Raw genomic sequence first — 15,911 nt, forward strand, 5'->3', positions numbered from 1 at the left:
AGGTGAGAGAATGATAGTTTATACACATTGAATTCTGATTATTATAAATTTTAAGTTTAGTATGATTGATTATGGGGCAGGGAGGCTAATTATGATCGTTTTTGATCGAGTGAATAAGTATTTTGGTGACTTTCAAGTTTTGAAAGAGATTAACCTGACAATTAATAAGGGGGAGGTAGTAGTTGTCATCGGTCCGTCCGGGTCAGGGAAAAGTACACTGCTTCGATGTATTAACCGCCTAGAGACCATTTCTGAAGGTTCCCTTTCCATCAATGGTTTAAATGTAGCGGATAAAAAAACGGACATAAACAAACTGCGTCGGAATATCGGTATGGTTTTCCAGCATTTTCACCTGTATCCCCATAAAACAGTGCTCGAGAATATCATGCTTGCTCCACGGAAAGTTTTAGGACAATCCGAATCGGAAGCGAAGAAGATCGCACAAAAGTATCTGGAGAAAGTAGGAATTGGAGATAAAGCAAATTCCTTCCCTTCTCAGCTTTCAGGCGGGCAGCAGCAACGGGTTGCCATAGCTAGAGGTTTGGCAATGGGGCCTGATATCATGCTGTTTGATGAACCTACCTCAGCCTTGGATCCAGAAATGATCGGCGAGGTACTGGATGTAATGAAAGCACTTGCCCATGAAGGGATGACGATGGTGGTGGTCACGCACGAAATGGGATTTGCCCGAGAGGTTGCTGATCGAATCGTATTCATGGACGAAGGCAGGGTTTTAGAAGAGGCAACACCGGCTGAGTTTTACGCGAATCCTCGTGAGGAGAGGGCCCGTTTATTTCTTAGCCGTATATTAAATCATTAAATAAAAAACAGGGGTGATTTTTCATGTTGAAGAAAAAGAAATGGTTGAAGGCATCTTTGCTATCCCTACTTGCTGTCATTTTATTAGCTGGATGCGGCGGAGGGAAAAGCACGGACGAAGGTAAAGAGGGTGGAAGTAAGGAAACAGGTAAAGATGTCCTTTCACAAGTGAAGGATAAGGATGAGATTGTTTTTGGGGTTAAAAATGATACAAGATTATTCGGTTTGAAAAACCCAAGTACTGGTGAGGTGGAAGGCTTTGATATTGATATCGCCAAAGCTCTTGCTGCTGAAATTCTAGGTGATGAAAATAAAGTTAAATTTAAAGAAGTGACTTCAAAAACAAGGATGGCATTGTTGAATAATGGGGATATCGATGCGATTGTAGCGACCATGACCATCACGGAAGATCGTAAAAAAGAAGTTGATTTCACTGATGTTTATTTCGATGCTGGACAATCTTTGTTGGTCAAAAAAGGCAGCGATATAAAGGGTATTGATGATTTAAAAGGTAAAAAAGTATTGGCTGTAAAAGGCTCTACCTCTTCCATTAATATTCGTGAAAAAGCACCTGACGCACAAGTGCTTGAATTTGAAAATTATTCAGAAGCGTTCGCTGCACTTAAATCCGGGCAAGGGGATGCATTGACTACGGATGATTCCATCCTATATGGAATGGCAGATGAAGATCCAAATTATGAGCTTGTTGGCGGAACATTTACAGACGAGCCGTATGGAATTGCTGTTAAAAAAGGTAATGAAGACTTTGTTGCCGAATTGAACAAAGCGCTAAAGTCACTTAAAGATTCTGGCAAGTATGATGAAATCCATGATAAATGGATTAAACATTAATTCATTTTACCAAATATGTACGGATAAATGACCTTAAAAACATTTGAACATTTTTGTATGTAAGGATGAGCGATTTGCTCATCCTTACTAGTTAAAGGAGTGTATGCCGTGCTTGATTTCTCCATTTTAACAGAGAATCTGGATATGTATTTATTAGGCTTTAAAAATACAATTATGTCGAGTTTAATCGCGCTGGTAGCAAGTTTGATACTAGGTGTGTTTGTTGCTATCATGCGGATTGCCCCAATAAAGCCTCTAAACTGGCTTGGAACCGCTTATGTCGAGTTCATTCGGAATATACCATTATTGATTATTACCTTTTTCTTCTTTCTTGGTCTAAAACTAAGTGGACTATACGCAGGAACCTTAGCCTTAACCATTTACACTTCATCTTTTATAGCTGAGGCAATTCGTGCTGGCATACTTTCCGTTCCTAAAGGCCAAATGGAAGCTGCTCGTTCATCAGGACTGACATATGGGCAGGCAATGAGGCTCGTCATTTTGCCACAGGCGGTTAAAATAGTCATTCCGCCACTTGGAAACCAATTTATCAATCTAGTTAAAAATTCTTCCATTTTAGCCGTGGTTGCAGGACTTGATCTCATGTACCATGGAGATTTGATTTCTTCAAGGACATTTGTCGTGTTCGATGTCTACATTTTCGTCGCAGCGTTTTACTTAATACTTACCATTCCTTTAAGTCTTGGCGTTGGTTATTTAGAAAAACGTCTGGCTAAGAGTAATTGAGGGAGGTATAAGATATGGATTTTGCAGGTGCTTATTCACCGGATAATCTAAAGTTTTTATTAGAGGGATTTTGGGTAACGCTCCAGGTAGCATTTATATCCATTATTCTAAGTTTCATTATTGGCGGGCTTGTGGGTATAATACGTTACGCAAAGGTGCCGGTTTTATCACAAATATTAGCCTTGATTGTAGAAACGGTTCGTAATTTACCGTTATTACTAATAATATTCTTTACGTATTTTGCTTTACCTGAGGTACGGATAAAATTAGAAATCATTCCAGCAGCTATCGTTGCCTTGACCATTTTCGAATCAGCCATGCTTTCCGAAGTCATTCGAAGCGGTTTGAAATCTGTTGATAAAGGCCAAATGGAAGCTGCTCGTTCATCAGGCCTGAGCTATACACAGGCATTGATATACATCATCCTGCCCCAAGCGCTGCGCCGCATGGTTCCTCCTATTGTCAGCCAATTCATTTCTTTGTTAAAGGATACCTCTTTAGCGGTTGTCATCTCATTACCGGAGCTGACACATCATGGACAAATTATCTATGGCCAAAGTCAAAAGTTTTTGATACCCATTTTAATCCTGGTTGCTCTCATGTATTTCATCGTTAACTATAGTCTGTCTTTAGTAGCACAGAGACTTGAATTGAAACGAACTTAAAAAAAACGACTCATTTATATGAGTCGTTTTTTTTGCATTTGAGGTACGGTGCATGTATTTCAACAGCAGAAGAAGCAAGGAATGATGAAGAATTAATAAGAACATAAAAAAAAGAATCTTTTGCTTTCAATAACCGTATATATAAGCATAAGAAAGAAGGTGGAATAATATGTCGGAAATGAAAACGAGCAATAGCAAAGCGATCGCAGCACTGATCTTGGGGGTATTATCCCTGCTTATTCCAGTCTTAGGCATCATATTAGGAATTGTAGGATTAATTTTTGCATCGAAGAGTAAACAAGAAATCAATCTTACTGGGGAAACCGGGAAGGGATTAATGACCGCTGGTAAAGTGTGCAGCATTATTGGAATAATCTTGAATGTTATCATGATTTTGATTTTCCTGGTGTTTTTTACTTTTATAGTAACTGAAGGAACAACATTTTGATTGTATATCTAAACTTGACAATCAAAGAAAATATCAGTTAAACCTATTTTTAAAGAATTTGTATGTTATAATTAACTTAAAATTCTAAATATTCATGAAGGGATGATATTTTGACCATTCAAATCTTTGAGTATCCAGCTGTATTCTATTATGAAAAACACCCGTTGATTATTGACTCTTTTTCCGTTCAGGTTTGTTTCCCGGATTTTAAGCGAAATGGATTTATTTCTTCAGTTAGCGGTAAGAATCGGATAGATGCTATAGCTTGTGCTCAAGAACTGTTGGAAACCATGGTCGAACATTTTATTCACGATAAAAAAACAATACCAGATGCAACTGAAATGGAAAAGGTAAATCTTGATAGGGGGATTAATATTTGTGAGGCAGCCCCATTCCGAATTGAAATAGAAAATATCACATATGAAAAATAAAAAAACCTTGCCGAGTAGGGGACAAGGTTTTTATTTTGGATTTTGAAGGATGTGATTCTTTTGTTTCAGGACATTCAGTTAGTTTGGAATGAAAAAAGGAAAAAACGCTTACTACCAGAATGGGTCATCCGTTGACCAGAAAAATTACATAAATCAATATAAGGCGAAGGTACTTGTATTTGAATCTAATTGAGTACTGATGCAAGAAGATCTGTGAATATCATATTTTGAAACATTAAACCGTCATTCCTTTGCAAAGGGTGATGGTTTTGTTTTGCATTAGGAACTGTGCCTTATATTAAATTTTTTTATTTTTGGGGAAAGGATATTGCGTTCTTTATAACGAATATGTATAGTATAGGTAACGTAGGTAAAAAGTATCAATAGTTATAGATTTTGGAGGTGTGTGTGTGAAATATTATATAGCATCAGACGAAAAAAATAAGAAGCAAGTAAGGTCATTGATTAAGAAATTGACTTCAAAAGGCTTTACATGTGTGAATGACTGGAATTTAATTGCGGATGATGAAGATAATCAAATGACAGAAGGTATAGAGGATTATGAAAAAAAGGGGATTGAGGAAGCTGACTTTATGTTAATCTTCCTGACAGCCGGAAAAGGTAATCTTTCTGAGCTTGGATATGCGCTATCGTTAAATAAGAAAATCATTGTATATTCACCAGAGAAAGACAATTATCATATTAATAAAAAATCAATTTTTCATAATCTGCCCGAGGTAACCATTTGCAGCGGGACATTGTATAAGCTGGTTAAATTGATACATACGCTCGCTCCGGAAGAATCTGAAAAAAACGGTTCATTTGCACCGTAAATAAAATGTCAAATGTAGAAATTAAAAGGCTACCCTCTAATAAAATATCTTTTGAACGAACTGTTTAACATATTAAAAATGAGGGTAAAGACCAATTAAAAAAGGGGAGGACTGTTTTGGCCATTATTGATATTGACCAACTATTGCTAGCTACTGAGGAGATTGCAGAAGAATCAGCTCCATTCCATCTTGATACATTTGACATTGATCAGCTTTTAGATAACACGGATAACTGGAATTGGTAAGGTAAAGCATGCCCTGTGAGGATATGCTTTTTTTTCTGAGCGAAAAATAACCTGATTACATGTAACAGTAATCAGGCGATGAGGATGTTAAGTAGTGGATAAACTAAAACTTGCGTCCTTTTACGAATCCTAATATCACAAACATCGCAATGGTACCGATAACAAAAGTTGCCTTAATGATCATTATGAGAAGTTCATCGTACATTGTATTACCTCCTTGTATGTAATGATGGACAGTGCGATTATGATTAGCTGTTTATGTATAAATTATAACATAAAGCTAATAAGTGATGGTGGAAAATTACTGTAAGTATGGATAATAAAGTATCGATCGTTATAGTTTAGACAAAAAAAGATATCCTCCAATAAGAGGATATCACTAGCATCTATCATTTAATATTAAGCGCTTTTTTCGTTTGAGGTCCGACGATCCCATCAGCCGTAAGTTTTTTTGCTCTTTGAAATTTTTTTACTGCCGTTTCGGTATTTTTCCCAAATGTCCCATCTATTCCTTTCGTGCTGTATCCAAGTTCAGTTAATCTTTTTTGTAGTTCACTTACTTTAGGACCGCTGCTTCCTTTTTTCAAAGTTGAATTGGCAGTGTGTACAGGGAGACTAGAGGATCCAGTAACCTTATAGCCATTCGTGGCAGCTATGGAAGCAAATGATTTATTCGAACTGGCTATTAAGACTACAGTGTTCATTTTTACCCTATCATACATCCATTGAACATCCTCGTTATACATGCGAATGCAACCGGCACTTATATATTTCCCGATTGATTTAGGATCATTATTGCCATGTATTGCATACGTATTACCTGGTGTATTCCGTGCATTTATCCCCAGCCATCGTTTTCCGAGAGGATTTTTTGGATCTCCGCCTCTAATGTTGCCTGTATAATAAGGACGATTCACAATCTTTGACACTACCTTGAACTTTCCTTCTGGAGTATAGGAGGCCTTCTTTCCTGTCGCTACGAGAAACACCCTCACTAATTTATCATTTTCATAATAGGCCAGCTGATTATTGGCTTTATTGATGATAATCAGTTGTCTAGGTGCCGCACTTGAAGAATGACTGAACCCAACAAAACTAAAGACGAATATCAATACACATACAATCAATTTTTTCATGTTTTTCCCCGTCCCTTTTTTAAGCAACCTCATATTCACGCATATACTATCCTATGCATGAAGTGAAGTAGAAGTGACAATTTTTTAAAGGAAGGGTAGACTAAAAAAGGGAAGAGCTGGCCCAAACTAATTTTCACATGTTTGCATACCAAAGATTGGTGGGCACTGTTTGTGGCCACATTACATACATTATTGAAGTGAAAGCGGAGGTGGGTAAGCATTGTCACGCCTAAAAGTGGAGGACTATCTAGAACAAGGGATTTATGGTCCTAAAGAAATCAAACCTGGTGAACGAAGGGAATTTCTGGGCACATTACGGGAGCGCGTCGTTATCGTCCTAAAAAAAAATCAAGTCTTTGAAAAGAATGTATATCCGGAAATTGAGCAAATGATGAAGCGGCATCCCCGTTCAAATTTGTTTTTAAATGGTCAGATGGACTATCAATACCTTGGGAAATATATTAAATTGGCTATGAGCCATAATATTCCTTACAAAATTGTCCTAAACAAAGACCATAATTCCGAATTGGGTCTAGTATTAGCAGAAAGTAATGCCATAAACAAAGAAAAAATATATATAGAGAAGCAAAAACAAGTGTTTGAAGTTAAAAAAAAGAGGAGTGTCAAATCGTTTTTCAAACGATGGGTTAAAAAAATCTTGAACTAACGCTAATCAATGAGTAAATTAAGAAGGAGACCTATCCACTTAAAGGTAGGCCTCCTTTTATTGATTGCGGAACAAGGATCATATAGCCATATTATGTAACCTTCTGTCTTAATCTATAAAACTTCCTAAAGTTACCGATTATCGTTTTTACTACAGAATAAGTAGGAATAGCTATTAAAATGCCAATGAAACCGTATATCGAACCTGCAGCAAGCAACAATAAGATAATGGTCAATGGGTGTATGTTAAGACGTTTTCCCATAATGTTCGGTGTAACCAAGTGACCCTCGACTTGTTGAACGACAGTAAGGACAATGAGTACTTTTACTGCCAACCCAATGTCTTGCTGAAGGGCAATGAAAAGGGCAGGGAGAATGCTTATTAACGGTCCTAGAAATGGAACGACAGTAAAAATCATGGCTAAAAGGGCTAGTACTAGGGCATAATCGAGATCAATAATTAGGTAGCCCACATACATCAAAGTCCCAATTACGATGGATACGATGAATTGACCGATAATATAAGTTGAAAGAGTTTTATCGACATCTTTTAAAATTTTGTTTCCCTCTGGTTCAACATCAGTCGGAATATACTTTAATAGAAATGGTCTAAGTTTTTCTCCATCCTTCAAGAAATAAAATAAAATGAAGGGTGTAATGACCAAGACTGTTAATACACTAGTAATCGTGGAGAAAATAGTACTGACATTCACCAAGAGTTTTTCAGAATAATCCTTCAAGTGTGTAGCGACATTATCCTTCAAATCTTCAGTATTAACCATTCCAAAATCATTTTTTTCAATCATGACTTCAGACTCTTTAGAAAGTTCCTTGACTTTGCCCGGTAATTTTTCGGATAATTTTTGAAATTGATCAACAATTACAGGGCTTCCAAAATAGCTTCCTGTCCCAATCAAACCAAATATTATCAAAAAGACGGTGAAAATGCTTAATGTCCTAGGGATAAATTCAGTCAAAAAGTTAACGACTGGCCGTAAAATGTAATATAAAAGCCCAGCTGCTATAATTGGGAAGAACATAGCAGCAATGACTTTTTGTATCGGTAGCAGAACATAATCAATCTTACCAAGTAAAAAAATAATGATAATGATCAAAATAATCGCGCATGCATATTTAAAAAATGGTTTATTGATCCACAAGAAAATCCCCCCTCATTCCAGTCTTTAATTGATTCCCTGAATCGCCTACATGTTAAACTTTTTAACGGTTCAAGCTGATTTTTATTAGTAAAATAATGACCTATCTTTAAAAGGAGTGTACTTAATTCAATTAGGAATCAATGAATGGGGTACTTAGCTGGCCGATAAGAATAGGCAAAAAAATGCTTTTATAAAAAAGATGAAATGCTACGAAATTCCCATTATCAGAATCGTAAGAAGATGAATTCCATTGATAGAAAACAAGGGCTTCACGATCATGAAGCCCTTGTTTTTAAATATTATTCATTTTGCTATTTTCTAATGCTTACGTGCAAATGCTCCATAATTAATACCGCCTGCAAGAATTGCATAACCTCCAACTTTATTGCCTGGAATACTAGGAATGAAAGATGGTGAAATATTCACCTATTGCGTGGTATTACAGCTCACTTTGCTCCTTTTTCATAGGTTTTAAATAGATGTAAAAATGTATATAATGGAGATTGCTCACTAGCATGACAACCAAATTATTGTTAATAAGTGTTAAAAAAAGTTATGTTGAAATAATAAATTCGGGCTATATTGCATTTATAGAGGCGAAATAAATTAGCAAGCTCAAGGACAATATTTTTTTCTGCAATTATGGATAAAATGATGGTCACAAACGTTTTCGTGGGAAAAAATGAAGTAATATTGCCATGGAATGGGGTTGGTTGCTTTATTAGTCCGATTAATTTGTCATAAACATAATTGAAAAGGCATCATCATAGTTAACTCCGGGTGTGGAAGTTTACTTGATAATGCCTTTATATTAGCTTATAAGACCTGGTTTACATTAAGATATTTTACTTAATGTATTCTTTAATCCCTGCTTTTGGTCTTTTTGCATTTTTTTTATGTCTAAACGCAACCAGATGGAGATAATGAAAGCAATCGTGATTAATACAGCGAATACATAGAAGACTGGAATGTAGCTGTTTGTGCTTTCTCTTATTGCCGTAACCAACATTGGTCCGCAAACTCCACCAAGAGACCATGTGGTTAAAAGGTAACCGTGGATGGCTCCAATTTCTTTTGTTCCAAATAAATCCCCTGCAAATGCAGGAAGATTTGAAAATCCTCCGCCATAACAACTAACGACTAACAAGATAAGTCCTTGGAACAATAGAGTGTTTGTAGTAGTTGGAAGTAGAAGGAACGCCCCGATTTGAATGATAAAGAAAATGACGAAAACATTTGGACGACCAATATAATCAGAGGCTGCGGCCCAGCCAAGTCTGCCTCCACCATTAAAAATTCCCATAATGCCGACTAATGTTGCTGCTCCGGCTACAGACAATCCAACTACATCTTGGGCCATTGGAGAAGCGACAGAAATCATCATAATCCCTGCAGATGTATTGATCAGTTTCATTGACCATAGCATCCAGAAATGTTTAGTTTTAACCGCTTCCTTTGCAGTTAACTGCCTTAGATCTTTCTTCAGTTCTTTCTTGCCTGACTCAATATCTTTCTTCATGCCTTCAGGCAGCCAGTTTGCCTTTGGAGGTGCAATATAGGAAGCACCTAAGAACATAAGAATGAAGTAGCCTGCACCTAAAATATAATATGTAGTATATATGCCAACGGATTCCATAAGGCTTGCAGCGACTGGGGCTGTTATAAGAGCTCCGGCACCGAAACCTAATACAGCCATTCCTGTTGCTAATCCCCTGCGATCGGGGAACCATTTGACTAGTGTGGATACCGGTGAAATGTACCCGATCCCCATACCTAGCCCACTTAAAACACCATATGTTAATAGGTAAAGTGGCAGTGAATCGATCATTACAGCCAAACCAGAACCAGCTTGTCCTAAACCGAATAATACGGCTGCAACTAATGCTGATTTTCTGGGACCATTTTTTTCTACGAATTTCCCAAAGAAGGCTGCAGAAGTTCCTGCAAGCGCCATCATTATTGTAAAGGCTAAAGTGACTTCAGTTTCTGACCACCCCATAGTCTCAACTAAAGGCTTTTTGTATACGCTATATGCGTATGCTCCACCAATGGAGAGGTGAATAGCAATAGCGGATAAAGCAATTAACCACCTGTTTTTTGTCATGTTGTTACCCCTTTTCGTCAAAAATAAGAAAGTTGCATGCGTTTTATCTATAATATTGTAAGTTGCATGCATTTTATCTATCTTGTGGAATAAGTATATAAGAATATTTTTTACTAGTAAACTACTAAATTAAATTTATCTGAAAAAATTGTCGCTATATTCCAGAATGTAATAAAAATTGAAACATTGCCAAAAATCAGTAGTGATCCATTTTTATGGATTGATGAAATTAGATGAAAAAGGTTTAAAAGGCAATGATATGACTTGTTAATCTGGTTTAATCTCAAAAGGTTCATGGTATATAAAGTCACTTATCTCATTATTTATAAATGGATTTCTATTACACTGGCATTATTGCAGATGATTTGTTAAAATAAACGGAATATATGGGGTTGGTTAATCGAACAACCGGTATTGTTATTTTTTGTGTGGTTTTAGGAATAATCAGTTCTTTTTTCAGGAATCATACGTAAGGAAATCAAAAAAACCAAATATTTTGAAAAAATTCCGAAAATTTAGTCTTAAGGACTTGAACTATGATTCCTGATAGGAGTAAACTAATTATAGATAGATTTTATGGAAGTGAAATCTTGTAAATTTTATTCAACAAGGAGTTTTGGTAATGAAGGAACATGACATGCAAATCACGCTTAGTACAGCAAAGAAAGAAAAACCACAGGCGGACCAGCTTGAGTTCGGTAAGCAGTTTACCGATCATATGTTTATTATGGATTACACACAAGGGCAAGGGTGGCATGATCCAAGAATTGTTCCTTATCAACCGCTCGCATTAGAGCCTTCCGCGATGATTTTTCACTATGGTCAATCTGTTTTTGAAGGATTAAAAGCATATGCAACACCAGAAAGTGAAATTATTTTATTCCGTCCTGAAAAGAATTTTCAACGCTTAAATAGTTCAAATAGTCGATTATGCATCCCGGATGTCGATGTCGATTTTGCGTTGAATGCTTTAAAAACTTTAATTAGCGTGGATAAAGAATGGATTCCTCAGGAAGAAGGGACATCTCTATATATCAGGCCTTTCATCATAGCTACTGAGCCTTATCTTGGAGTTTCCCCATCAGATAAATATCAATTCATCATCATCATGTCACCTGTAGGTTCTTATTATAAGGAAGGCATTCACCCTGTTAAAATAGCAGTTGAATCAGCTTTCACACGTGCAGTGAATGGTGGTACAGGAGAGGCTAAAACAGGTGGCAATTATGCATCAAGCCTCAAAGCCCAGGAAGTATCCGAAAAGCTCGGTTACTCTCAAGTTCTTTGGTTAGATGGAGTGGAGAAAAAGTATATTGAAGAAGTTGGAAGCATGAATGTTTTCTTCAAAATTAATGGTGAAATTATCACTCCAGCGTTAAATGGCAGTATTCTTCCTGGTATTACTCGTGATTCCATTATAGAATTGCTGAAACATTGGAATCTTCCCGTGACAGAAAGACGCATTTCCATGGAAGAAGTCTATGAAGCATATAAATCAGGTCACTTGGAAGAGGCTTTCGGAACGGGTACAGCAGCGGTAATATCGCCAATTGGTGAGTTTTTGTGGAATGGTGAAGAAATGAGCGTTCAAAGCGGGGAAACTGGCGAACTATCTAAAAAGCTTTATGATACACTGACAGGTGTCCAAACAGGCAAAATTGCTGATGAGTTAAACTGGACTACGAAAGTGGAAGAAAAAGTTACCCAATAATACGTAAATAAATACCTTCCTTTGAAGGTATCAGAAAAGGTTTCGGAATTTCTCATTCCGAGGCCTTTTTGATTTTTTATTGGATTTATGTGTGGCATCTTTTGTTACAGTCATCCTACTACAAAAACGGAGGCAGCATGGAATGAATAAGCAAACTGTTTTGTACGTTCTTCTTTGACGTAGTACCTCTGGATCGGTTTTACTTTATTTAATTTCTTTCACTACTCCCTTATCGAATTTTCTGGAGAAATTCGCATTTTTTCGTGATCTTCACGACCTTGGTTGATCTCTTTTTAGAGATGTTTCTTTATCTGACTGTAGGCAAATGGAGTTTTATCTATAGGTAAAAACAAAGTTGAGTGGAGCGGTGTACGAGACTCCTGCGGGGAAAGTGCGTCCAACGGAGACCCCGCAGGCGCAAAGACCGCTCGCGGAAGCGAGTGCCTTACGTTCCTCGCAATGTTCAATTTTATACCTCCAAAAAACTGTAGGTAAACTCAATTATTATCGAGTTAGGCAGTGTCTTTACTTTATAAGTTTGTCTAGTCTGAAATCTTCATTGAATTTTTTTGTTTCTTCCCTCTTACATAATCATTTTTTGTCTTAAAGCAACAGCTACTGCTTCAGTCCGGTGTGTGACCCCTAATTTCCTGATTGCAGAAGAAATATGATCCCTGACGGTATATTCACTTACTCTCATTTTTGGTGCCATTTGCTTTATTCCCAAACCATTAGCTAAGTATTGTAAGACTTCTACTTCCCGTTTACTTAGAAGGTAAGTGGAAGGAGCGAAATCGATTGTTGAACTTGCAGCAAGTTCCAAATAATAGGAAAGTTTCATTAAATCATTCTTGGTAACAGGCTCGTCAACATGTATAGGGTCAACTAGAACTAAGCCAATGACCATATCATTCACGATAATCGGGATGATTGCCAGTGAAGAGAGGGCAAACCTTTTAACGTATTTCGCAGGGATGGAGGATTTCGTATGTTGGATTGTTAAGTATATGGGTTTGTTATTGATGACTGCCTGGTGGATGGGGTATATATCATGTATATTTTCTTTAACATTATGTAATGAAAAGATATCTTCACTTGTACAGGCACATATTCCTTCACTCATTCCTGTTAAGCATGAGTAACTGAATAAGGATGCTCGTTGAAATGAAAAAAAATCCACACATCCCCTTACTATCATTTGTGTTTTATTTGCCATATTTTTTTGGTGGGAAATCTTTTTGACATGATTCATCAGAGTTTCCTCAAGCATTCGACTTTATTCCTCCCTACATTTTCAGTGCTAGGATAAATACTACTAATATCTTACAATGAAATGGAAACTCTTACAATTTTTTTAAATTCCTTAGTGGTTCAGAAATTTAGCGTTCCTAAATTCAAGGAGGCAATAAAATGAAAAGAAAGACTTTATCGACTACCACCCGGAGTTTTAGAGAAGATACCCTTCCATTTAAACTTTATCAAAAGGCCAAGAAATTCGGTATATGGAATCCTCGTGATATTGATTTCAGCCAGGATAAAGAAGATTGGAACTCATTTACCGATATTGAAAGGGAAGTGTTATTACGGATCATTTCCCTTTTTCAGGGCGGAGAGGAAGCAGTGACTTTAGATTTGCTGCCGCTCATTATGACGATTGCCAATGAAGGCAGGATCGAAGAAGAAATGTACTTAACGACATTCTTGTTCGAGGAAGCGAAGCATATGGAGTTCTTTCGTTATACTTTAGATCAAATTGGTGAAACAGGAGATCTGACGGTCTATCACTCAGACACTTATAAATCCATTTTTTATGAAATATTGCCTGAAGCAATGGGGAAACTTTTATCTGATCAATCCCCTGAAGCTTTGGCGGAAGCAGCCACAGTTTATAATATGTTTACCGAGGGAGTTCTTGCGGAAACAGGATATTTTGGGTTTTATCAGACACTCGAAGCTAATGAAATGATGCCTGGCTTATTAAAAGGGGTAGGTCTTTTGAAGAAAGATGAGTCACGCCATATTGCTTATGGGACATTCCTGCTGCAAAGAATTATAAGTGAACATCCACATATTTTTAAGCAAGTTGAGAAGAGAATGGCGGAACTTTCACCACTTGCCATCCAGTTAAATACAGAGGGATATGATTTGTTAGGCAATCCATTTGGTCATGACAAACAGGCTGTGTTCAATTTCACGATGAAACAATTATCAGTAAGGATGGAGATTTTGGCAAGGGCAAAAGGAAAGGGGATTGAAGAAATCTATCGAAGTACCGAGAAGGAATATGGCGTCTTGTAATGAATGGCTGAAGGGTACATTACAAGCCTACCGTGATGTTTCCAGTATTTAAACATCGATGGATGATCTGCTGAATGCTTCTAGTTTAAATCGAATATTGTACTTGAACGCACTAATTGTACAACCTTATCTGAAAAGTCTAATTTATCAGAGGTGAAAGAAGATGGCAGTAAATACTCATTCTAATTTTTGGTTAAGGTCTTCGGTTTACAGTGGTGCTAATACACGTTCACTCATTCCAGAACTTTTTATTGGTCTTGGAGCAAAAAGGATTCTTCTCGTGAGTGATGAAGGTTTAGAAAATGCAGGGATCGTTAAAAAAGTAGCCAACGTTTTTGGGTCATCAAGTTTAGGTAATGGAGCGAAAATAGTAGGGGAATTTCTCGAGGTTACACAAGATGCAGCAAGTAATTGTGTAAACGAAGCATTGAAATTTGCACGCGAAGTGAATGCAGATGCGATACTTGCTGTTGGGGGCGGAAGTGTCATAGATACTGCAAAAGCATTGAAATATGGACTATATAAAGGGATTTCCGATATAAACGATGCAATCCCAAAAGGATATCTGTATGAGGGAGTCCCAAAAGCGCAACCAATGAATATACCGCATATCACGGTAGCGACAACAGCAGGGACTGGTTCAGAAGTATCGCCAATTGCTGTTATATATAATGAACATAAAAAAGTTAAAATGAATATATACAATGTCTTTTTAAGTTCGGATGTGGCCATTCTGGATCCTGAGTTAACAGTCGGATTGCCACCTAATATCACTGCTTTTACTGGTGCAGATGCATTGACACATGCGATTGAAGCGATTGTTTCACCTGCTGCAACATCATTAACAGATGCATATGCATTTCAAGCCATTCGAGTTATAGAAAAAAATTTACCAAGGGCAGTAAAGAATGGAACGGATATTGAAGCCAGAATGGAAATGCTGCATGGGAGCATGATGGGAATTACCGCTTTTTGTAGCGCATTAAATGCGATACCGATTCATAACTTTGCCCACGCATATGGAGCTTTATTCCGTATTCCGCATGGATTGGCCAATGCTGTTTTCTTACCTGTTGTCATGGAGTCCATTCCTGAGTTATATCTGCCTAAGATACATCTGATAGCGGAGGCTTTTAAGGTGAGAATCCACGATGAGGATGCAAATGGGATTCTGGCGAAAGTAATTGAAAAGCTGCGTATCTTCCTGAATGATCTTGGCCTGCCTTCTGGGTTCAGTGACTATGGTGTTACCCAAGTGGATTTGGAAAGAATCCTTACAGCCGTCAAGACTGATCCGGCTGCCGCTAATTTTCCGATATCATCCGAAATAATACAGTCAATAGCTTCTCAAGTTGTACCTGTGAGAATAAATTAATGTAAAGCAAAAAAGTCCTGCCAACTCGGCTGGCCTTTTTTGCTTGCAACATGAGAACTTTCCTTACGCTTTAGTTCTTTCCTGTTGAAATGAAATCTGAAAGAAAACGAACATCCATTCTTTGATTCTTTCAGCCATGATCCAAATAAGATATCTTTGGTTATTATTTTTTTCCTAAGTTTTCCTGAGCCATTTTAATAAGTTCCTTAACCATGCTGCCTCCCAACTTTCCGCCTACTTTCCCGTTTTCTTTCGCTGTCAATAGACCGTTATAGTCTCTTTTCAACGGTACGCCCATTTCTTTTGCTGCTTCAAACTTTGCCTCTTCTGGATTCTTCGTACCAGCAACTTTGGCTTTTAAATCATCAAGACCTTTCCTTGCTTCTGGTACCAGGATTCTTTTTCTTCTAGCCATCAAGCA

17 protein-coding genes and 1 pseudogene are annotated in these 15,911 nt (G+C 37.3%); 12 read left to right on the forward strand and 6 right to left on the reverse strand.

What is annotated here, in order from left to right; genetic code table 11:
• Nucleotides 1-91: 91 nt before the first annotated feature.
• The 8 genes from ACFWE9_RS21055 (at nucleotide 92) to ACFWE9_RS21090 (ending at nucleotide 5,040) form a co-directional block, all read left to right on the forward strand.
• Nucleotides 92-820 (forward strand): amino acid ABC transporter ATP-binding protein, encoded by a 729-nt coding sequence (locus ACFWE9_RS21055; RefSeq protein WP_230155748.1) that lies wholly within the window; start codon nucleotides 92-94, stop codon nucleotides 818-820.
• 23 nt (nucleotides 821-843) lie between these two features.
• Entirely contained in the window at nucleotides 844-1,671 is an 828-nt protein-coding gene (locus tag ACFWE9_RS21060; RefSeq protein WP_230155750.1) for a transporter substrate-binding domain-containing protein, read from the forward strand.
• Between the two features lie 108 nt (nucleotides 1,672-1,779).
• Nucleotides 1,780-2,418 (forward strand): amino acid ABC transporter permease, encoded by a 639-nt coding sequence (locus ACFWE9_RS21065; RefSeq protein WP_230155752.1) that lies wholly within the window; start codon nucleotides 1,780-1,782, stop codon nucleotides 2,416-2,418.
• Between the two features lie 14 nt (nucleotides 2,419-2,432).
• Nucleotides 2,433-3,083 (forward strand): amino acid ABC transporter permease, encoded by a 651-nt coding sequence (locus tag ACFWE9_RS21070; protein WP_230155759.1) that lies wholly within the window; start codon nucleotides 2,433-2,435, stop codon nucleotides 3,081-3,083.
• Nucleotides 3,084-3,252: 169 nt separating this feature from the next.
• Complete coding sequence (locus tag ACFWE9_RS21075) at nucleotides 3,253-3,531, forward strand: DUF4190 domain-containing protein (RefSeq protein ID WP_230155761.1); 279 nt, start codon at nucleotides 3,253-3,255, stop codon at nucleotides 3,529-3,531.
• Nucleotides 3,532-3,641: 110 nt separating this feature from the next.
• Nucleotides 3,642-3,962: a type II toxin-antitoxin system HicB family antitoxin gene (locus ACFWE9_RS21080; protein ID WP_230155763.1), complete on the forward strand. Its 321-nt coding sequence runs from the start codon at nucleotides 3,642-3,644 to the stop codon at nucleotides 3,960-3,962.
• A gap of 410 nt (nucleotides 3,963-4,372) precedes the next feature.
• Nucleotides 4,373-4,795, forward strand: a complete 423-nt coding sequence (locus ACFWE9_RS21085; protein ID WP_230155765.1) for a nucleoside 2-deoxyribosyltransferase — start codon at nucleotides 4,373-4,375, stop codon at nucleotides 4,793-4,795.
• Nucleotides 4,796-4,911: 116 nt separating this feature from the next.
• Entirely contained in the window at nucleotides 4,912-5,040 is a 129-nt protein-coding gene (locus ACFWE9_RS21090) for a hypothetical protein (RefSeq protein ID WP_290370514.1), read from the forward strand.
• Nucleotides 5,041-5,429: 389 nt separating this feature from the next.
• Here ACFWE9_RS21090 and ACFWE9_RS21095 read toward each other — a convergent pair whose 3' ends face one another.
• Complete coding sequence (locus ACFWE9_RS21095; protein WP_230155767.1) at nucleotides 5,430-6,176, reverse strand: L,D-transpeptidase family protein; 747 nt, start codon at nucleotides 6,174-6,176, stop codon at nucleotides 5,430-5,432.
• Nucleotides 6,177-6,396: 220 nt separating this feature from the next.
• Between ACFWE9_RS21095 and ACFWE9_RS21100 the strand changes: the two genes are divergently transcribed.
• Nucleotides 6,397-6,843, forward strand: a complete 447-nt coding sequence (locus tag ACFWE9_RS21100; protein ID WP_230155769.1) for a YueI family protein — start codon at nucleotides 6,397-6,399, stop codon at nucleotides 6,841-6,843.
• Between the two features lie 91 nt (nucleotides 6,844-6,934).
• Here the strand turns inward: ACFWE9_RS21100 and ACFWE9_RS21105 are convergent, their stop codons facing one another.
• Complete coding sequence (locus ACFWE9_RS21105; protein ID WP_230155771.1) at nucleotides 6,935-8,002, reverse strand: AI-2E family transporter; 1,068 nt, start codon at nucleotides 8,000-8,002, stop codon at nucleotides 6,935-6,937.
• An 835-nt stretch (nucleotides 8,003-8,837) separates the two neighbouring features.
• Nucleotides 8,838-10,106 carry an L-lactate MFS transporter gene (locus tag ACFWE9_RS21110; protein ID WP_230155774.1) on the reverse strand — a complete coding sequence of 423 codons (1,269 nt, stop codon included), beginning with the start codon at nucleotides 10,104-10,106 and terminating at the stop codon, nucleotides 8,838-8,840.
• Nucleotides 10,107-10,728: 622 nt separating this feature from the next.
• Between ACFWE9_RS21110 and ACFWE9_RS21115 the strand changes: the two genes are divergently transcribed.
• Nucleotides 10,729-11,817 carry a branched-chain amino acid aminotransferase gene (locus ACFWE9_RS21115; RefSeq protein WP_230155776.1) on the forward strand — a complete coding sequence of 363 codons (1,089 nt, stop codon included), beginning with the start codon at nucleotides 10,729-10,731 and terminating at the stop codon, nucleotides 11,815-11,817.
• 128 nt (nucleotides 11,818-11,945) lie between these two features.
• Here the strand turns inward: ACFWE9_RS21115 and ACFWE9_RS21120 are convergent.
• Both ACFWE9_RS21120 and ACFWE9_RS21125 read right to left on the reverse strand, forming a co-directional pair.
• A pseudogene (locus ACFWE9_RS21120) lies at nucleotides 11,946-12,107 on the reverse strand (IS5/IS1182 family transposase); the annotation flags it as partial.
• 293 nt (nucleotides 12,108-12,400) lie between these two features.
• A complete protein-coding gene (locus ACFWE9_RS21125; protein ID WP_230155778.1) occupies nucleotides 12,401-13,087 on the reverse strand; it encodes a helix-turn-helix transcriptional regulator in 687 nt (228 codons plus the stop codon).
• 140 nt (nucleotides 13,088-13,227) lie between these two features.
• Between ACFWE9_RS21125 and ACFWE9_RS21130 the strand changes: the two genes are divergently transcribed.
• Nucleotides 13,228-14,115 (forward strand): R2-like ligand-binding oxidase, encoded by an 888-nt coding sequence (locus ACFWE9_RS21130; RefSeq protein WP_230155779.1) that lies wholly within the window; start codon nucleotides 13,228-13,230, stop codon nucleotides 14,113-14,115.
• 163 nt (nucleotides 14,116-14,278) lie between these two features.
• Nucleotides 14,279-15,490 carry an iron-containing alcohol dehydrogenase gene (locus tag ACFWE9_RS21135; RefSeq protein WP_230155780.1) on the forward strand — a complete coding sequence of 404 codons (1,212 nt, stop codon included), beginning with the start codon at nucleotides 14,279-14,281 and terminating at the stop codon, nucleotides 15,488-15,490.
• A 163-nt stretch (nucleotides 15,491-15,653) separates the two neighbouring features.
• Here ACFWE9_RS21135 and ACFWE9_RS21140 read toward each other — a convergent pair whose 3' ends face one another.
• The gene (locus tag ACFWE9_RS21140) at nucleotides 15,654-15,905 is read right to left on the reverse strand and encodes an alpha/beta-type small acid-soluble spore protein (protein WP_230155781.1); all 252 of its coding nucleotides are present in this window, start codon (nucleotides 15,903-15,905) and stop codon (nucleotides 15,654-15,656) included.
• Nucleotides 15,906-15,911 lie beyond the last annotated feature (6 nt).

It is taken from the genome of Peribacillus sp. NPDC060253 (genome assembly GCF_042727425.1).
Lineage (GTDB): Bacteria > Bacillota > Bacilli > Bacillales > DSM-1321 > Peribacillus.